We start from the raw sequence: 19,180 nt of genomic DNA, 5'->3' as shown, positions 1-19,180 counted from the left end.
GCGCGCGCTACTTGACGAGGGGGAACAGGATCGTCTCGCGGATGCCGAGGCCCGTAATGGCCATCAGCAGGCGATCGATGCCCATTCCCATGCCGCCCGTCGGCGGCATGCCGTGCTCGAGTGCGCGCAGGAACTCCTCGTCGACGCGCATCGCCTCGTCGTCGCCGCGCTTGGCGAGCTTCGCCTGCTCGACGAAACGCTCGCGCTGGATCACCGGGTCGACGAGCTCGGAGTACCCCGTCGCGAGCTCGAAGCCGCGCACGTAGAGGTCCCACTTCTCGACCACGCCGGGCGTCGTGCGGTGCTCGCGCACGAGCGGCGACGTGTCGAGGGGAAAATCCATCACGAACGTCGGGCGCTCGAGGCCGCCCTTGACGAAGTGCTCCCACAGCTCTTCGACGAACTTGCCGTGCGTCGCGACCTTCTCGGGAACCTCGACGCCGACCTCGGCGGCGAGCGCCTGCAGCTCGTCGAGCGGCGTCTCGGGTGTGATGGTACGGCCGGATGCCTCGCTGAGCGACCCGTACATCGAGATGCGCGCCCACTGGCCGCCGAGGTCGTACTCGGTGCCGTCGGCCCAGGTCACCACGGTCGTGCCCGACACCGCGCGGGCGGCGTTCTGGATGAGCTCCTGCGTGAGGTCGGCGATGCCGTTGTAGTCGCTGTACGCCTGGTAGGCCTCGAGCATCGCGAACTCGGGGCTGTGGGTCGAGTCTGCGCCCTCGTTGCGGAAGTTGCGGTTGATCTCGAACACGCGGTCGATGCCGCCGACGACGGCGCGCTTGAGGAAGAGTTCGGGGGCGATGCGCAGGAACAGGTCGGCGTCGAACGCGTTCGAGTGCGTGACGAACGGGCGGGCCGCCGCTCCGCCGTGCTGCACCTGCAGCATCGGGGTCTCGACCTCGAGGAATCCGTGGTTCGTGAAGGTGTCGCGCAGCGACGCGTTCACCTTGGCGCGGGCGATGACGGTGTCGCGCGCCGCGTCGCGGACGATCAGGTCGAGAAAGCGCGAGCGCACGCGCCCCTCTTCAGACAGCTCGGTGTGCAGGTTCGGCAGCGGCAGCAGCGCCTTCGCCGCGATCGCCCAGCTCGCCACCATGATCGACAGCTCGCCGCGGCGGCTCGAGATGACCTGACCGGTCACCGACACGTGGTCGCCGAGATCGACGAGTTCTTTCCACGCCTGCAGTGAGTCCTCGCCCACCTCGGCGAGCGAGACCATCGCCTGAATGCGCGATCCGTCGCCCGACTGCAGCGACGCGAAGCACAGCTTGCCGGTGTTGCGGCTGAACACGACACGGCCGGCGACCGACGCGGTCACGCCCGTCTCGGCCCCGGCTTCGAGGTCGGCGTACCGCTCGCGCAGCGCCGGGATCGTGTCGGTGACGGGCACGGCGACGGGGTAGGCGCCGCCCGAGGCATCCACCCGTTCGGCGATGAGCCGCTCGCGCTTGCCGAGCCGCACGGCCTTCTGCTCGTGGATGTCGTCGAGCTCGGCGGCGGATTCGGCGGGCGCGGTATCGGGCGCGTCGGTCATGGTGGGGGGCTCCTCGAAAGTCGCGTCCGATTCTACCGGGGCCGCCTCGGGCGCCCGCTCACCGCCCTGCGGCCGACGGCTCGCCGCTCACCGCTCGAGCACCCGCCGCAGATGCATCCCCGCCTCGCGCATCACCGTCAACACCTCGTCGCGAACGGCAACCCCGGAGGGCCAGTTGATCAGCACCGCATAGGCGAGCCGCCGCGACGGTGACATCACCAGGCCGGTGTCGGCGCGCACGGTCGAGATCGTTCCGGTCTTGTTCCAGAGCCAGATACCGCGATCGAAGTAATAGTGGGCGAGAGGGTCGAGGCCGAAAGCGGATGCCACCATCGAGAGATCCATGCCGGCGCCCAGCCACCGCTGCAGAGTGTCGGCCGACGACGGGGAGAGATCTTCCGCCCGCGCAGTGCGGGTCACGAACCGCACGAGCTCGCGCGCCGTGGCGTGCGAGAGCGTGCGCGGAGCGCCGGGCGGCAGCGGCCAGCGCACGACGTCGTCGAGTCCCGACGCGGTGTATCCGAGCGCGCGTGTGTGCGCGGTCACCGCGTCGAGCCCGATGACCCGGGCCAACGTGTTGGTCGCGGCGTTGTCGCTTGCGGCGCCGATGAGCGCGGCAACGTCGTAGAGCGACAGCTCGTCGGCCTGCAGCAGGTACCACAGCCCCGAGTTGTCTATCCACTCGACCGGCCGGCGCGTCACCCTGTCTTCGAGCGATCGCGTGCCCGCATCGACCTCGGTGAGCAGGCGATGCAGAAGGAAGATCTTGCCTACGCTCGCCGTGTCGAGCACCGTGTCGGCGCCGTGTGCGAACAGCACCTCGTCGGTGTCCACATCGCAGGCGAGAGCCGAGACGGTCAGCCCCTCCACCCGCTCCTCCAGATCGGCGAACAGATCGGCGATCGGTTCGGATGCGCTCATGCGTCCTTCCTTTCTCCACGGGCGAACGCGTCCCAGCGCCCGCGCCAAGGATCGCCGTCCGTCTGCACGGTGATCGTGTCGGTCGCCTGGTCCACGACGATGCTCGCGAACGTGTAGAGGTCGGCGCTGCGGCCGAGAACCCGCTCTGCGCGAAGAGCGGCCCGGACGGTTTCTGCATCGTCTGCCTCATCGGCCACCGACCTCAGCGCGGCCAGGCGCGACCGGCTCTCGACCAGCCAGACATCGTCGGGGGCGACGGCGAGACCCTCACGCGTGCCGTCGACGGCCCGGAGGTGGTTCGTGTGGCACGTGGCGCGCGCCCCGCCCGGCACTTGCGCGACACGACCGGCGGCGTTCTCGATGAGGTCGGTGCGCCGCGACCGGGCGTCGGCGACGTCGAAAGCGAACCCACCCGCACACGCAATGTCGGCCAGAGCTGCTCGTGCCGCGTCTCCGGTCTGCTGGCGCTGCGCGCGCCGCGCCACGAAATGCCGACCGGCGCCGCCCTGATTCGCGACGCGCACCGGCACATGATCCATGCCGAAGGCGAGCCCGGCGGCCGTCGTGACGAACGCATTCGAGGGGAGCATTCCCGGGTACCAGAGCGCGGTCATGTCAGGATCGCCCTCGATGCGCAGCGTCACGAGGCGGATCGCACCGCGGAGGTCTCCATCGCCGTCCTCATTGTGGCCGAGGACGACGCCGCCGCGACCCACGAACGACACGTCGCTGCAGCCGGTGCCGTCTCGACCGAGATCGCCGCGGAGGTTCTGCGCCCAGAGCTCGTGGGCGTCGACCTCGGCCCCTTCGGCGATCGCCGCGAGTTCGTCCGCCTCGAGCGGCAGAAGGCTCTTCGTGGCGGCGACGACCGCCGCGAACCGGGCGGCGGCGACGCCGCGCGCGCGGCGGACGTTGGCCGACCAGCCGCCGTCCTCGGCGACGCGCTGCGCGTGGATCGCCTCTGCGTGCGTCCTTCCGAGCGCGCGCATGACGTCGGTGCGCTCTCCGCGGAGCACCGTCCACGCGAGGCCCGCCACCGGATCGCGCTCCTCGATGACGACGCTCACGACGCCACCGCCGCTTCGCCGGGAACGCCGGTGACGTATGTTCGCAGCGACTCGCCGATTGCCGCCATCGCGGCGAGCACCGGCGCACGGCGGTCGTCGTGCGCGCCGCGCCAGTTCGCGCACACGGCATAGGCGACGCCACCCGCCGGCCCCGTGAGATGACCGGTGTCGACGCGCGTGACAGACGTCGTGCCCGTCTTGTGGCGCAGCACCATGCCCTGGTAATCGGGGTCGAGGTGCGCGAGCGGGTCGAGCAGCAGCGCCGACGCGACCATCGATGTGTCGGTGTCGGCGCCCAGCCACTCGAACACCTGCCCACTCACTTCGGGCGAGACGACCTCGCCCGCGCCCAACCGCCGCATGAGATCGCAAAGCTCCGCACCCGTGCCGTAGGAGGGCGTCCACGGCATGTCCTCGAGGCGCTCGTTGCGGATGTAGTCAAGGAGTGTCGTGTGGGCGTAACCGAGCCCCGGCGCCACGGCACGCACTCGGTCGAGCCCGCACAGAGAGAGCAGAGCGTTCGTGGCGAGGTTGTCGCTGACCGCTCCCACCAGCAGAGCGAGATCTGCCACCGGCAGGCGCTGGGTGCGCATCAGGTAGAGCAGACCCGAATCGGCGACACGGTGCTCGTCGGGGATCTCGACGAGCTGATCGGGCCGCAGAGTGCCGTCCGCGAGGCGGGAGGCGACCTCGATCAGCAGAAACACCTTGCCGACGCTCGCCGTCTCGCACACGAGGTCGGATGTGTGATCGGCGAGCACCGCGCCGGTGGAGGTGTCGATGACGCGAAGAGACCACCGCACGCGTTCGTCGAGTGCGGGCAGCACGACGGCGCTCATGCGGGACCCATCACGCTGAGCCCCGGGTTCTCGCCCTCGGCGGCGAGTTCGGCATCGACGTTCAGCGGCAGGCTCACAGCGTTCGGGTCGTGCCCGAACCCGGTCTGCCAGAGCACCGGCACCCCGCGCGCGCCGAAGAACTCGTCCATCAAGAGGCGCAGCCCCTCGACGGGCGTGCACCCTTGCCACGAGCCGAGCGCGATGCCGGATGCCTGGTCGAACCGGCCGGCGCGCTGCAGGGCGAGCAGAAAGCCGTCGAGGCGATACATCTCCTCGTCGACGTCTTCGAGTACGAGGATGCCTCGGTGGTCACCGGCCGACTCGGGCGAGCCCAAACCACCGGCCAGCAGCGCAAGGCATCCCCCGGTGAGTGTGCCGCGCGCACGGCCGGGCGCGAGCACGTCGACCTCCGGCCCGGCGATGCGCTGCGCGCGCCACGGTTCGAACAGCCAACGGTGCACGTCGGTGCGGATGATCTCGGAGTCGAGGAACACGGCGTTGCCCGCCATGGGGCAGAACAGCGTCGGACCGCCGATGTGGAAGCGGAAGGCCTCGTGCAGCGCCGTGATATCCGACGATCCGGTCAGCAGCTTCGGTCGCCCGTCGCGGCGGAGCGCGGCGGCGGCCATCTGCGCCCAATCGATGCCGTCGAGAAGCCGCATCGCGCCGTATCCGCCGCCGAGGGCGACCACCGCGTCGATGTCGGGGTCGAGCCACGCGTCGACGAGGTCGGCGCGACGGGCGTCGTCGGTTCCGGCGAGAAAGGGCGCGCGCGGCGGATGCGGGTCGAGCACGTGTGCGCCCACGACGACCTCGAGTCCCCAGTCCTGATAGTGCTGCACGGCCCGCTCGACGCGCTCGGCCTTGCCGGGGCCCGCGGGGGTGATCATCGCGACACGATCGCCGGGACGCAGCGGGGCGGAATCGAGATACGCGTGACGGTCGATCGTCAACGTCTCGGCGACGCTCACGAGCGACGCTCGATCACAGGAGCGGCCGCCAGCAGCGTGCGCGTGTACTCGTGCTGCGGATCGAGCAGCACCTCCTCGGTCGGTCCCTGCTCGACGATCTCTCCCTCGTACATCACGGCGACCGTGTCGGCGATGTTCCACGCGAGCCCGAGGTCGTGCGTGATGACCAGCGCCGACAGTCCCAGCCGTTTGCGCAGCGACAGCAGCAGCGCGAGGATCTCGCCCCGCGCCGATGCGTCCAACGACGCGACCGGCTCGTCGGCGACGAGGAGCTCGGGCCCGACCGCGAGCGCACCGGCGATCACGACTCGTTGGCGCTGCCCTCCGGACAGCTCTTGAGGGATCGCGTTCATGAAGTGCTCGGGCGGCGTCAACTCGGCATCCGTCAACGCCTCGACCACGCGCTGCCGCTCATCGCCGCGGTAGCGCTGCACACGCAGCCCTTCGGCGACCGACTCGTACACGCTGAGCTTCGGGTTGAGCGCAGCCGAGGGATCTTGCAGCACCATCTGCACGTCGTTGCGAAACGCCCGCAGCTTCGCGCCCCGACGGGGCAGATCGGTGCCGCGGAAGCGGACGATCGACCCCGCGTCGGGCTGCTGCAAGCCGACGAGGGTTCGCGCGAGGGTGCTCTTGCCCGACCCCGACTGACCGACGAGCGCGACGATCTCGCCGCGGTGCACGGCGAGATCGACGTTCCGCACGGCGCGCAGCCACGTGCCCCGCGAGCGGTAGGTGACGGTGAGGCCGCGCGCCTCCATGACGACGTCGGATTCGCCTGCGACGAATCGCTGCTCCGCGTCGGCGACCTCGCGCGTGCGGGTGCTGACCGGATTCATCCGCGACGCGGGGTCGCCGATCTCGGGGAACGCCGCGGCCAGCTGACGGGTGTAGGGGTGCGAGGGGTCGGTGCAGATGGTGAGCGCATCGCCCACCTCCACCACTTCGCCGCCGCGCATGACGGCGATGCGCTCGCAGACGGTCGCGAGCACCGACAGGTCGTGGCTGATCATCAGCAGCGAGATCCCGCGCTCGGTGACCAACTGGGCGATCATGCTCAGAATCTGCTTCTGCACGATGACGTCGAGCGCGGTCGTCGGCTCGTCGGCGACGACGATGTCGGGTTCGCACGCCAGCGCCATCGCGATCATGACGCGCTGCTTCTGTCCGCCCGACAGCTCGTGCGGGTAGGCAGCGGCCTTGGCAGAGGCGAGGTCGACGGCGTGCAGCAGCTCCGTGACCCGGGCCTTGCGCGCCTTCTCGGTCGGCCACGCGTCGGCCACATGCAGCTCGAGCGCCTCGAGGATCTGCTCGCCGACCGTGCGCACAGGGTTCAACGAATGCATCGCCCCCTGGAAGATGATGGATGCCTCCGCCCAGCGGACGGCACGCAACTCACCGAACGACAGCGTCGCGACGTCGGCGTCGCCGATGAGCACGCGCCCGCCGATCCGCGCCGACTTCGGCAGCAGTCGCAGCACGCTCATGGCGAGCGTCGACTTGCCCGATCCGGACTCCCCGGCGATGCCGAGGGTGCCACCGGCGGGGAGATCGAGCGTCACATGACGCACGGCCGCAACGTCGCCGCGGTCGTTGCGACCGGAGGTGCGATAGGTGATCGACACGTCGTCGAAGACGAGATCGGGCATCGTCAGCGGCTCCTCAGGGTCGGGTTGACGATCGTCTCCACGGCACGACCGACGAGGGTGAACGCGAGCACCACCAGAACGATCGCGAGACCGGGGACGATGACGTACCACCAGTAGCCGCTCGTGGCCGCAGAGACATCCATCGAATTCTTCAGCACGGCGCCCCAAGACTGCTGCGTCGTGTCGCCGAGGCCGAGGAACGACAGCGTCGATTCGGAGATGATCGCCGAACCGACCGTGAGCGTCGTGTTGGCGAGCACAAGGGGCAGCACCGCGGGCAGCAGGTGCTTGCCGATGATGTGCCAGTGGCCCGCCCCGAGGACGCGAGAGCGCTCGACGTAGTCGCGGGATTCCACAGAGAGGGTCTGCGCGCGCACGACGCGGGCCGTTCCCGCCCACGAGGTGAGACCGATCGCGATGATGATCGTCAGCGCACCACGGTTGAGCACGGAGGCGAGCACGATCGCGAGGATGAGCGAGGGCAGCACGAGGAAGAAGTCGATCACCCGCATGAGCAGACCGCCGACCCACCCGGTGAAGTGCCCGGCGGCGAGACCGACGACGGTGCCGAGGATCATCGACACGGCCGTCGCGGCGAACCCCACGAGAAGGGATACGCGTGCACCCCACAGCATCCGTACCCACAGCTCACGACCCTGATGGTCGGTGCCGAGCGGATGCTCCCACGACGGCGGCGCGAATCGCGGGTTGTCGATCACGCGCGTGACGTCGAGCATCCAGGCCGGAGCGAGGACGGGGGCGAGGATCGCCAGCACGACGATGACGATCAGGAAGACCAGCCCGACCATACCGGCGCGCTGGTGCGAGAACTCGCGGCAGAACTCTGCCAAGGAACGTCCTCGACGAGACCAGGCCATCGCCCGCGGTGAGAGCAGGCGGGGTTCGGCGGTGCTCATGAGCGCCTCACTCTCGGGTCCAGCTGACGATAGACGAGGTCGGCGATGAGGTTCATCACGATGATGATGGCCGAGAAGACGACGAACGTCCCTTGCAACAAGGGCAGATCGGGCCCGCTCAATGCCTCGAAGGTGAGTTTGCCGAGCCCTGGCCACGAGAAGACCGCCTCGACGGTGACCGCTCCGGCGATCAGGCCGCCGAGGTGCATGAACACCAGGGTGACGGTGGGAAGGAGGGCGTTGGGCACGACGTGTCGCGTGCGCACGAGGTCTTCGCGCAGGCCCTTCGCTCGTGCCGTCGTGATGTAGTCGGCGTTCATCTCCTCGATCACCGAGGCGCGCATCACCATGACGTACTGGGCGTACACGACGGCGACCATCGTGATCACCGGCAGCACCATGTGCGCAGCGACGTCACCGACCCCGGCGAGACCGCCGGGTGCGTCAGGCGACCGCATGCCTCCGGTCGGAAACCAGTGCAGCGTGCCACCGAAGATCATGAGTAGGATCAGCGCCAGCCAGAACGTGGGCACCGACCAGAGGACGAGTGAGACACCGGAGGTCAGCTTGTCGAACCTGCTGCCGTGCCGCCAGCCGGCGAGCTGCCCGAGCCACAGGCCGAGGGCGATCGCGATCACCGCCGACACCCCGGTCAGCAGGATCGTGTTCCAGAAGTACTCGCCGATGAGGCTCGCCACCGAGCGCTTGTAGACGTAGCTCTCCCCGAAGTTCAGCGTGAACACGTTGCCGAGATACACCCAGAACTGCTCGAGCAGCGGCTTGTTGAGGCCGAGCTGTTCGCGCAGCTGCGCAACCTGGTCGGCTGACATCTGCCGCTCTCGGGCGATGCGGGCGACCGGATCGCCGGGCAGGATCTTGAACGCGAAGAATCCGAGCAGGATCACCATCGCGAGGCTGATGGCCGCGCCGCCTGCCTTCGACCCGAGATAGCCGAGTGCGCTGCTGCCGCGGCCGGCGTGCTCGGGGCCGGTCTCTTCGAGAATCACCGCCTCAGTGGGCGGAACGGTGGTGGACAATGCTCTTCTCCTGGCTCGTGCGTGACGATGGTCCGCTCAGTGCGCGGCGCCGCCGGAGCGGGGCCGCGCACTGAGAGGCGGCTCACTCCCGGTCGCCGGCTTTCCGGCGACGCGCCATGGCGACGATGATCGCGATGACGATCAACAGTGCCACGACCACGGCGACGATGATGAGGCCGACGTTCACGCCTCCGTTCTCACTCGCCCCAGCCACCGGCTCGACGGTGAGGAAGCCCCAGTACCCGGCCTGGTTGGCGATGATGCCGTTCTTCTCCGGCTGCAGCGAGAAGTTCGTGAACCGGTCGGAGCGGTAGGCCTCGAGGCTGTTGCCGTACCAGAACACGATCTGCGCGGTGTCGGTGTAGTTCACCGCGAGCATGTCGTGGACGATCTGCTGACGCTTGGTCTCGTCGAGCTCGGAGCGCTGCTGCGCGTACAGCGCGTCGAACTGCGGGTTGCAGTAACCGTCCTGCGTCGTGCCCCCCGAGCCGTCGGTGCCGGTGGGCAGACTCGAGCACAGGTTGATGCCGAGCTGGTAGTCGGGATCGGGATTCACACTCCAACCCGTGAGGTAGATGTCGTAGTCACCCGTGATGGAACGGGTCGAGATCGTGTCTCCGTCGGTCGATTCGACCGTGATGTCGATGCCGATCTCCTTCATCCACGGCACGAAGTACTCGGCGACGGACTGCTCGGTCACATCCTCGGCGTCCACCAGCAGACGCAGGCTGAGCGGCGTGCCGTTCTTCTGACGGATGCCGTCGGCGCCCACGGTCCATCCCGCACCGTCCAGCAGTGCCTTCGCCGCGTCCGGGTCGTAGGGCAGGATCGCGGGGTCGTCGGCCGGCAACGACCACTTGGAGAAGGAGGCCGGGATGAACGAGGTGCCCTGCACGCCCTGGCCCTGCAGCACGTTCTTCAGGAGCGCGTCGGTGTCGATGCCCTGACGGATCGCTTGACGAACTGCGAGATCGGCGAGGGCGGGGTTGCCCGTGCCGAACGCCTCGCCGTCGCGCGTCTTCATCCCCGCGTTGAGGCTGTACGACGTGTAGCGACGGCCTTCACCGGAGTGCGTGGTGATGCCTTCCGCGCCCTGCAGCGCGTCGAACTGGGTGGCGGTGAGGCCGGTGACGAAGTCGACTTCGCCGGCCCGCAGCGCCTGCACCTGGGCGTCACTGTTGGTGTAGTACACGTACTGGATGCGGTCGATCTTCGGGGCGCCGCGCCAGAAGTCGGGATTCGCCGTGAGCGTGATCGATTGGTTCGCGCTGTAACTGTCGAGCAGGAACGATCCCGAGCCGACGATGTCGCTGTCGTTGGCGAAGGTCGCGGGGTCGGCGATCTTCTCCCAGACGTGCTTCGGAACGATCGGGATCTCGCTGCCGGGGTTCGGGGCCTGCGGGGTCTTGAGGTCGATGACCACCGTCTTGTCGTCCTCGGCGGTGACCTTCTCGAAGTTGGTGACGAGGTTGCCGTTCGCGACGCTCAGTTCGGGAACGGTCATCATCTGCTCGTACGTGTACACGACGTCGGCAGCGGTGATCGGCTCACCGTCAGACCACGTCAGACCGTCCTGCAGGGTGAAGATCCAGGTCTTGCCGTCGTTCTCGGTCGTCCACGAGTCGGCGAGACCCTTCGTGGGCGAGCCGTCCTGCTGGTCGTTCTGCACGAGGCTCTCGTACATGTACCGGATGAGGTTCGTCGGCAGCAGGTAGATCGACGTGAACGGGTTGAACGAGTCGACGTAGCCCGACGTCGCGATGCGCAGGGTCGTCGCCGACGCGCTGCCACTCGGCGCGGGGGTGGCATCGGCCGCGGAGCGGACCGTCGACGCGGTGGTCGATGACTGCGCGTGCGCCGCGCCCACCGGCATCGCGATCAGCGCGGCGGCAACGGCGAGCGTCATCACTCGCCGCATGCGCGCTCGAGAACGAGTCGACATTCGGTTTCCTTTCGCCAGGGGAGGCACCGCCGTCCCGGGGTTCGTTGGCATCAGTGAACATGAAGACTCGCTCGGAGACAACCCATACGATCCGCATGATCACAGTTTTCACACGCTCGTAACAGTGCGGCACACCGCCGCCGCCGCCTGCCTGAAGCGCAGATCTCCCGCTCGATCCCCGGGAAACCGCAGAATTAGGCGGAATCTGCGTGACCTCGCGCGAGGGCAGACAGCGCGAATCTCCGCCCAAGCGATCTTTCGCGCGCATCGTTTGACGATCATTCGTTACATATCAACGGTGGATGCCTCGACCCCGACGTCGGCCAGATACGCGGCGATCAGCGAGATCCGCTCGCCGAGCGACGACACGAGAACGTGTTCTGACAGAGCATGCGCACCGCCGCCTCGGGGCCCGAGTCCATCGACCGTCGGCAGCCCCCACGCGCCGAACGAGTTGGTATCCCCCGCCCCGGCAGCCGGACGCGCAGGAAGACTCTCCGCGCCCGCGCGGCGCGCCGCCCGAGCGAGATCGTCCGCAACACGCTGGTCCGCGTCGGACGGGCGCCACGCGGGTCGATGGCTGAGGATCTCGACCTCGAGTCGGGCACGCTCGCGCACCGGTCGCAGGCGTTCGATCGCGCCCAGCACGCGCCGCTCGGTCTCGGGGTCTTCGAAGCGCAACCCGATCTCGGCTTCCGCGTCCGCCGCGACCACGTTCGCCCGTGCACCGCCCGAGATCGAGCCGACGTTGCACAGAACCTCCGAACGCAGATCGGGCGCGCCGACCAGCCGTCGCACCTCGAGCAGCTGATCGATGAGCTCGTCGATCGCCGACACCCCGGCGCCGGGATCGAGCGCCGCGTGCGCGGCAACCCCCCTCACGCGCAGACGCACGCGTGTACTGCCGCGCCGACCGACTTTCAGTGCCCCGTCGGGATGGGGCGACTCGAATCCCAGCACGGCCGTCACGCCCTCCGCCGCCTCGCGGAGCACGTTCCCCGTCGTCGGGGAGCCGACTTCCTCATCGCAGACGACGACGACCCGCACGGCGCGGTGGGGAACGCGCCGCACCGCGGCGACGGCGGCGAGCATGACGACCAGACCGCTCTTCATGTCATAGACGCCCGGGCCGGTGAGGGTGTCGCTCTCGCGAGCAAGCGGAAGCGCCTCCGCGAGTGTTCCGTGCGGCCACACGGTGTCGGAGTGGCCGACGAAGAGCACGGGCGCGCCGACACCGTCCACATCGGCGATCACGGATGTCCCGGCATCCGTCGTCACCTCTCGAACGTGCGCCCCGCACTCCCGCCACCACCACGCGAGAAGCGAGGAGACCCGGTGGCTGGCGTCTGCATCGAGCGAGGGAGACTCGATGCGCACGAGCTCTTGCAGGCGCCGAAGGGCCCGTTGCAGATCATCGTCGGACACGTCGGCGATCGAGGGTTCGGTCATGCCCCCATCCTCTCCACACGACCCCCGAGATGTCGAGATACGAAACATATCTGTCACATGATTCGGCTTGTATAGCCGGCAATGATCTTCTATCTTCAGATCTGTCCGTCCACTTCTTATCGACATAGGAACCGTATCGTGCAGCCCTCGCTCCGTACCGACGTTCGCGTGGCGTCGCTGGAGACCGCCGACCAGTACCGCCTCGCCACCGGGCTTTACACGGATGTCTTCGGCTATCACGGCTCAGATCTGGGGTTGAATGCGAACCTCATGAGTGCTCTGCGCAAGAACGGCGGCTCGAGCATCGGGGCGTTCAACGCCTCGGGCACCCTCATCGGATTCGTGTACGGGTTCGCCGGCACCGACCGATCCGGCGCGCACTTCCACTATTCGCAGGCCGCCGCCGTCCACCGTGCGCACCAGGGTCGCGGCATCGGAAGAATGCTGAAGCTCGCCCAGCGCGAGGTCGCGCTGGGGTGGGGTCAGATCCGCATGCGTTGGACGTTCGATCCGGTCCTCAGCCGCAACGCGTTCTTCAACCTGTCTACGCTCGGCGCCGAAGGCATGCGCTACGAGCGTGACTTCTACGATCGCGACGACACCGATCGGCTCGTCGTCGAATGGGACCTCACCCGCACGGCTGACCCCTACGCCGGCGCGCGGACCGCGACCCCACCCTCAGCCCTCGCCGAACGCCCGGCTGTCGCCGTCGCCGACGACGGTGACAGCGTGTGGGTCACCGTGCCGCGCGAGGACACCACCGCTCGCACGCTGCGCCCGCACCTGCGTGGCGCTCTCGAACGCGCGCTCGAGGGGCGTCGCCTCGTCGCCTGTCGCCCGCTCGACGACAGGACCAGCGCCTACCTCGCCGTGCCCACCGCCGAAGGAACAGCCCCGTGAACCGAGACGCCCTCGACGACTCCCGCGACCGTCAGCTGTCCTCCCCGGGCGAGCGGTACGGCGAACGCTTCCGCACCAACATCTCCGCCGAAGCCCTTCAGGCTCGTGTCATCGAGGCCGAGACGCACGCGCTCGCCCTGACGTTCGCCGAACTCGGATCCAGCGGCGACGTCCCCCGCGCCGTCGCGCTGATCCTCGGTGCACGGCGCCGCTACATCACCGGCCGCGGCAAGGGCGCGGCATATGCCGATCTTCTCGGCGCCGACCTGTCGACCACCCTCTCGAACGTCTTCGTCGTCGACGGGCGCAGCCTGACAGATCTGACCGTGCTCACCGACGTGCGCGCGACCGACGTCCTGGTCGCCTTCACGATGCGTCGCTACCGCGAAGAGACGATCCGATTCGGCGAACTGTTCCGCGCCGCCGGCGGCGAGCTGATCGTCGTGACCGACTCGGTCGATGCGCCGCTCGCCGACGCGGCATCCGTCCTCCTTCCTGTGCACACGCGTTCCGCGTCCTCGGCCGACTCACCCACCGCGATCGCCGCCGTCTGCCACCTGCTGGGCACGCTCACCGCCGCGAGCGCGAAAGGCGCACGGCGCCGCCTCACGGCACGCGACGCCCTGGCGCAGGAACTGCACATCTACCATCACGACGACGAGCCGGGCGATCGGGGGCCGGAATGAGAATCGACCAGCTGCGGCTGCACCGTGTCGTTCTGCCCCTGGTGCACAGCTTCCAGACCAGTTCACACCGCAAGAGCACGCTCGAACACATTCTCGTCGAGGTGGTCGACGAGTCGGGAGTGACGGGGTGGGGCGAGATCGCTTCTCCCACCGACCCGTACTACAGCGCCGAGACGACGGACACGGCGATGCTGATGGCGACGAAGTATCTCGCCGCCGCGGTGCAGGAGCCCACGTGGGAGCACCCGGATGCGCTCGAGCGCAGCTGGGCGAAGATCCGCGGCAACGCGTTCGCCAAGGCGGGATTTTCGATCGCCGCCTGGGATCTGTACGCGAAGACGAACGGCATCCCGCTCGCCGCGGCGCTCGGCGGCGAGCGCTCGCAGGTCACCGCGGGAGTGTCCCTCGGCATCGAGCCGACCATCGACGCTCTCTTGACTGAAGTCCAGACGCAGGTGGGTGCCGGATACCCGCGCATCAAGCTCAAGGTCGCTCCGGGGTGGGACCTCGAGCCGGTGCGCGCCGTGCGCGACGCCTACCCCCACCTCGATCTGCACGTGGATGCCAACGGCGCCTACCCCGACGACGAGAACACGACGGCCATCATGCGTGCCCTCGACACCGCCGGGTTGACGATGATCGAGCAGCCCTTCGCTCCCCGCGCGTTCGCCTCGCACGCGCGACTGCAGCGCCAGCTGCAGACACCGCTGTGCCTCGATGAAAGCGTCGAGACGCTCGATGACCTGCGGACGATGCTGCTCACGGGAGCCGGTCGCGTGCTGAACATCAAGGTCTCGCGGATGGGCGGACTCGGCACGGCGCGGGCCGCCCACGAGCTCGCCCGCGCGGAAGGCGTCCCGGTCTGGTGCGGGGGGATGCACGAATTCGGCGTCGGCCGCGCAGCCAACGTCGCGCTGTCCTCCCTCCCGGGGTTCACGCTGCCCTCGGATGTCTCGGGGTCGGACAAGTACTATGCGCACGACGTCATCGTGCCGCCGGTCATCGCCCGGCACGGACGCGTCGAGGTACCCACCTCTCCCGGACTCGGTCACGACATCGACGAGGATGTCCTGAGCGCGCATACCGTCGAGCTCGTCGAGCTCTCCGCCGTCCGCGCCTGATCCCTCCGCAGGAGAACCATGACCCCCGTCGCTCTCATCGTGCTCGACCTCGGCGCATCCGCCGCACAGGACCTCGCCGTCGTGGACCCTGCCACGACGGTGCTGCCGGCCACCGACCTGGCCGCTACCCGCGGCGACGGGATCTTCGAGACCGTCGTCACCGTCGCCGGTGTACCGCAGGCGTCGGAGGCCCACCTCGACCGGTTCGCCCGGTCGGCGCGCATGCTCGACCTGCCCGAACCGGATCGCGCGCTGTGGCGCCGTGCCGTCACGACTGCCGCCGCGCACCTGCGCGAGCACCCTCGTGGCGCCGTCAAATACGTGATGTCGCGCGGCGACGAAGCCGGCACGGGCGTGCCGACGGGGTGGGCCCTCGCCTTCGTCCCCGCTGCCCGCGCCGAGATCCCTGCCCCTCTCGACGTCGTCACCCTCGATCGCGGCTATCGCTCCGATGTCGCTCAGACCTCGCCCTGGCTCCTGCAGGGAGCCAAGACGCTCTCGTACGCGGTCAACATGGCGGCTATGCGCGAGGCGCGACGCCGCGACGCGCAGGATGTGATCTTTCTCTCGATCGACGGCTTCGTCCTGGAAGGCCCGAATTCGACGGTGATCGCACGATTCGGCGACCGATTCGTGACACCTCCGGTTGAGCTCGGCATCCTTCCCGGTACGACGCAGCACGACGCGTTCGCTGCGCTGCACCGGGATGGCCGGCAGACGCAGGTGCGTCCCCTCACTGCCGCGGAGCTGACCGAGGCATCCGCCCTCTGGCTCTGCTCGTCGACCCGCGGCGCCGCGCCCATCGCACATCTCGACGGCCGCACGGTACGGGTGGATGCCGACGCCACCGCGATCATGAACCACGCCCTCGACGACCGGAAGGAATGAGCGTGCCTCTCGTCTTCGACGGCCACAACGACCTGCCCTGGGCGCTCCGCGAAAGGTTCGGATCGTCGGTCGCCGGCTTCGGCGGCACTCTGGACGGGCTGCACACCGATCTTGCTCGGCTGCGGCGCGGCGAGGTGGGCGCCCAGTTCTGGTCGGTATGGGTCGACCCGGCCCTGATCGGCGCGGGGCAGGTGACGGCGACGCTCGAACAGATCGACGTCGTGCGCCGCCTCGTCGATGCCTACCCGCAAGACCTCGCCTGGACTCCTACCGCCTCCGCCGTGCGCGAGGCGATGGATGCCGGTCGGATCGGGTCGCTCGTCGGCGTCGAAGGCGGAGACCAGCTGGCCGGATCGCTCGCGGTTCTGCGCCAGTACGCTCGCCTCGGCGTGCGCTATCTCACGCTGACGTGGTCACGCACGACCGCGTGGGCCGACTCGGCGACGGACACCGCACGGCACGGCGGCTTGACCCCGTTCGGCCGCGAGGTCGTGGCGGAGCTGAATCGCATCGGGGTACTCGTGGATCTCGCGCACGTCTCCCCCGCGACGATGCGGGACGCCCTCGAGACGACGACCCGTCCGGTGATCGTCAGTCACTCCGGCGCGGCAGCGCTGTGCGCCCACCCGAGGAACGTCCCCGACGACGTTCTCGCTCGGATCGGGCGGGACGGCGGGGTCGTCATGGTGACTTTCGTTCCCTCGTTCCTTTCCGCGGCCCGATGGCAGTGGGTGCGCGACGGGGAGGTCGGCGTCCCCCCGGTCGTCGACGTGACGACGGTGGCCGATCACGTCGAGCACGTGCGCCGCGTCGCGGGACGAGACGCGGTCGGTCTCGGCGGCGACTTCGACGGAACGGACGCGATGCCCGAGGGCCTCTCGGATGTCTCGGGGTACCCGGCACTTCTCGCCGAGCTGCGCGGACGCGGCTGGTCGGCGGACGATCTCGACGCACTGACGCACCGCAACGTCCTCCGCGTGCTCGAGGTCGTCGATGCCGACTACCGCGCCTTCCTCGACGGCACGGCACCCGCGCCGCTCGGCATCCGTCCCGTCGTCGACGTGCACGAGCGCACGCGCGCGGAGCGTCCGCGCGTGCTCGTCGTGCAGAACGCGAAGCCGTCGGGCCCCCGGCGCCTGGGCGCATGGTTGCGCGAGGCCGGCCTCGAGCCGGAAGTCGTGCTCGGTGAAGAGGTGCCCGCGAGCCTCGACGGCTACGCCGGGCTCGTCATGCTCGGAGGCGGTCTCATGCCCGACGACGACGAGCGCGCGCCCTGGCTCGCGCGCGAGCGCGGCCTCGCCGAGCAAGCGATCGCCCGGGACCTGCCGACCCTCGGCATCTGCCTCGGCGGACAGATCCTCGCGCACGTCGCGGGCGGCACAGTACGCGCGAAGACGGGGCCGAAGGAACGGGGTGCCACGCAGATTTCGCCCACCTCCGCGGGGACGATCGACGCCGTGCTCTCGGCGCTCGGCGAAGGCGCGCCGATGATCGAGAACCACGAGGACATGATCACGGTGCTCCCTCCGTCGGCGACACTCCTCGCCTCGAGCACGGCCGTTGCGAACCAGGCCTTCCTGCTCGGCGAGCACGTGCGCGGTCTGCAGTTCCACCCGGAGGTCTCGGCCGACGACCTGCTCGGGTGGGAGGAACCCGTCATCCCGGGCCCCGATGACCTCCCGCTCGCGCAGATCGTCGCCGCCGCGCGCGCCGTCGACGGGGCGAACACGGCAGCCGCACATGCCCTCGTCGCCGCTTTCGCCGCCGACGTCGCCGCTGTCGCTGCCGTCGCTGCCGGAGACGCCGACCGTCACTCGCTGACATCACCCGCATGAGCGGCCTCCCGCAGACGCACGACGAGTCGCTGACCGCGGCACTCGACAGTGCCTTGGATGCCGCGGCACGGCGCCTCGCGCCTGGCGGAATTGCGGCGATCGTGCGCGATGGCGACCTGCTCGCCGCGCGGCCGTTCGGCCGAACGCACCTAGGCGGCCCGGAGACGACAGCCGACACCGTCTTTCGCATCGCGTCGATGACGAAGAGCTTCCTCGCGGCCTGCGCCCTGGCTCTCCGCGACGAGGGGCTGCTCGATCTGACGGCACCGATCACCGACTACGCGCCCGCAATGGCGGCGGCCCGCTACCGCGGCAGACCGGTACGCATCACCCTCGCCGACCTCCTCGCCAACCGGTCGGGGCTCGGCGAGGACAACGCATGGGGCGACGAGCACCTGGGGGTCCCTCGGGAAGACATCCACGCGCTCGTCGCCGCCGGTCTGCGGCTCACGGCGCCGCCGGCAGAGGTCTACCAGTACTCCAACGTCGGCATGTCTCTGGTCGGCCGGGCGATCGAGGCGGTCACGGGACGCGACGTCGAACGGGTGATCAGCGACCGGATCCTCGATCCGCTCGGACTCACGCAGACCCGCTGGCGTCCAGGCGACTACGGGTCACCGTCCGCGCTCGCACGCGGCCACCGCACGTTCGACGCAGGCGCGACGTTCGCCCCCGAACCGTACGTGGGCTCCGGTGCACTCGCGTGCATCGGTGGGCTCTTCTCCACGGTCGGCGACATCGCCCGGTGGGTCGGGTTCCTGGCATCCACCGACGACACGCCCGGATCGACCACGCTCAGCGCGCAGTCGCGTCGCGAACTGCAACGCGCACACACCGTCATCCCGACGCGCGTGGCCCGATTCGCGGGCCGTCCGCTGCAGGGCAGCGGCTACGGCTACGGGCTCGTCGTGGAGCACGACGAGGTGCGGGGACGCACGGTCGGTCACGCGGGCGGTCTCCCCGGATTCGCCTCGCACATGCGCTGGCAGGCGTCGTCGCGGATCGGCGTCGTCGCGTTCGGATCCTCGGACGAGTTCCCCGCGTGGCGCGTGACCGCGGCAGCCCTCGAAAGCGTGGGCGCCGCCACGACGCCCCGGCCCGGGGAGATCTGGCCCGAGACGCTCGCGGCGGCCGAGAGGCTCGATGCGATCGTCCGCGCCGGCGCCCCGATCGCCGCAGCCGAAAACCTGTTCAGCACGAACGTCCTGCGCGATGTGCCGGGGACGGTGCGCGACCGACGTATACGTGAGCTCGTCGGACGGGTCGGGGCACCTGTGGCCGCACAGGCGCCCCTCGCAGAGCGGATACGCGGCTCTTCGGACTTTAGGTGGGGGTGGTGGGGTCGAGGCCGCCGGCGATGAGGAGCATGCGGAGTCGGTAGTTGTCGTAGTTGCGGAAGCCGCGGGCGACGCGGCGGGCGA

General features: G+C 69.3%; 16 protein-coding genes. 6 read left to right on the top strand and 10 right to left on the bottom strand.

Annotated features, from left to right (window positions below):
• Positions 1-7 precede the first annotated feature (7 nt).
• The 10 genes from lysS to G3N18_RS08010 all read right to left on the bottom strand — a co-directional run bounded on the left by lysS (position 8) and on the right by G3N18_RS08010 (position 12,329).
• Entirely contained in the window at positions 8-1,537 is a 1,530-nt protein-coding gene (lysS, locus tag G3N18_RS08055; RefSeq protein ID WP_196383785.1) for a lysine--tRNA ligase, read from the bottom strand.
• Between the two features lie 87 nt (positions 1,538-1,624).
• Positions 1,625-2,458, bottom strand: a complete 834-nt coding sequence (locus tag G3N18_RS08050; RefSeq protein WP_196383784.1) for a serine hydrolase — start codon at positions 2,456-2,458, stop codon at positions 1,625-1,627.
• Positions 2,455-3,525, bottom strand: coding sequence for a C45 family autoproteolytic acyltransferase/hydrolase (locus G3N18_RS08045; RefSeq protein ID WP_196383783.1), 1,071 nt, complete (start codon positions 3,523-3,525; stop codon positions 2,455-2,457). Before G3N18_RS08045 ends, G3N18_RS08050 begins: the two co-directional genes overlap by 4 nt.
• Complete coding sequence (locus G3N18_RS08040; protein WP_196383782.1) at positions 3,522-4,364, bottom strand: serine hydrolase; 843 nt, start codon at positions 4,362-4,364, stop codon at positions 3,522-3,524. Before G3N18_RS08040 ends, G3N18_RS08045 begins: the two co-directional genes overlap by 4 nt.
• Entirely contained in the window at positions 4,361-5,335 is a 975-nt protein-coding gene (locus G3N18_RS08035) for a S66 peptidase family protein (RefSeq protein ID WP_338038398.1), read from the bottom strand. Before G3N18_RS08035 ends, G3N18_RS08040 begins: the two co-directional genes overlap by 4 nt.
• On the bottom strand, positions 5,332-6,984 hold the full coding sequence (gene nikE / locus G3N18_RS08030; RefSeq protein ID WP_196383781.1) for a nickel ABC transporter ATP-binding protein NikE: 1,653 nt from the start codon (positions 6,982-6,984) through the stop codon (positions 5,332-5,334). The genes G3N18_RS08035 and nikE overlap by 4 nt, the downstream gene beginning before the upstream one ends.
• Positions 6,985-6,986: 2 nt before the next feature.
• Complete coding sequence (locus tag G3N18_RS08025) at positions 6,987-7,835, bottom strand: ABC transporter permease (RefSeq protein ID WP_230404020.1); 849 nt, start codon at positions 7,833-7,835, stop codon at positions 6,987-6,989.
• 62 nt (positions 7,836-7,897) lie between these two features.
• Positions 7,898-8,938: an ABC transporter permease gene (locus G3N18_RS08020; RefSeq protein WP_196383779.1), complete on the bottom strand. Its 1,041-nt coding sequence runs from the start codon at positions 8,936-8,938 to the stop codon at positions 7,898-7,900.
• Positions 8,939-9,020: 82 nt separating this feature from the next.
• Positions 9,021-10,844 carry an ABC transporter substrate-binding protein gene (locus G3N18_RS08015; protein ID WP_230404019.1) on the bottom strand — a complete coding sequence of 608 codons (1,824 nt, stop codon included), beginning with the start codon at positions 10,842-10,844 and terminating at the stop codon, positions 9,021-9,023.
• Between the two features lie 321 nt (positions 10,845-11,165).
• Positions 11,166-12,329 (bottom strand): M20/M25/M40 family metallo-hydrolase, encoded by a 1,164-nt coding sequence (locus G3N18_RS08010; RefSeq protein ID WP_196383777.1) that lies wholly within the window; start codon positions 12,327-12,329, stop codon positions 11,166-11,168.
• Between the two features lie 138 nt (positions 12,330-12,467).
• Between G3N18_RS08010 and G3N18_RS08005 the strand changes: the two genes are divergently transcribed.
• Genes G3N18_RS08005 through G3N18_RS07980 form a run of 6 tightly spaced genes read left to right on the top strand, consistent with a single transcriptional unit; the run spans position 12,468 to position 19,120 of the window.
• Positions 12,468-13,229 carry a GNAT family N-acetyltransferase gene (locus G3N18_RS08005; RefSeq protein WP_196383776.1) on the top strand — a complete coding sequence of 254 codons (762 nt, stop codon included), beginning with the start codon at positions 12,468-12,470 and terminating at the stop codon, positions 13,227-13,229.
• Positions 13,226-13,915 (top strand): SIS domain-containing protein, encoded by a 690-nt coding sequence (locus tag G3N18_RS08000; protein ID WP_196383775.1) that lies wholly within the window; start codon positions 13,226-13,228, stop codon positions 13,913-13,915. The genes G3N18_RS08005 and G3N18_RS08000 overlap by 4 nt, the downstream gene beginning before the upstream one ends.
• Complete coding sequence (gene menC, locus G3N18_RS07995) at positions 13,912-15,036, top strand: o-succinylbenzoate synthase (protein ID WP_196383774.1); 1,125 nt, start codon at positions 13,912-13,914, stop codon at positions 15,034-15,036. The genes G3N18_RS08000 and menC overlap by 4 nt, the downstream gene beginning before the upstream one ends.
• 18 nt (positions 15,037-15,054) lie before the next feature.
• Positions 15,055-15,924 carry an aminodeoxychorismate lyase gene (locus tag G3N18_RS07990; RefSeq protein ID WP_196383773.1) on the top strand — a complete coding sequence of 290 codons (870 nt, stop codon included), beginning with the start codon at positions 15,055-15,057 and terminating at the stop codon, positions 15,922-15,924.
• A gap of 2 nt (positions 15,925-15,926) precedes the next feature.
• Complete coding sequence (locus tag G3N18_RS16100; RefSeq protein ID WP_338038397.1) at positions 15,927-17,759, top strand: membrane dipeptidase; 1,833 nt, start codon at positions 15,927-15,929, stop codon at positions 17,757-17,759.
• The gene (locus G3N18_RS07980; protein ID WP_196383771.1) at positions 17,756-19,120 is read left to right on the top strand and encodes a serine hydrolase domain-containing protein; all 1,365 of its coding nucleotides are present in this window, start codon (positions 17,756-17,758) and stop codon (positions 19,118-19,120) included. Before G3N18_RS16100 ends, G3N18_RS07980 begins: the two co-directional genes overlap by 4 nt.
• The last annotated feature ends 60 nt before the right edge of the window (positions 19,121-19,180 follow it).

The organism is Microbacterium paulum, assembly GCF_015707995.1.
Lineage (GTDB): Bacteria > Actinomycetota > Actinomycetes > Actinomycetales > Microbacteriaceae > Microbacterium > Microbacterium paulum.
The sequence above is the reverse complement of the archived record's forward strand: the minus strand, read 5'-3'. Positions and strand labels throughout refer to the sequence as shown.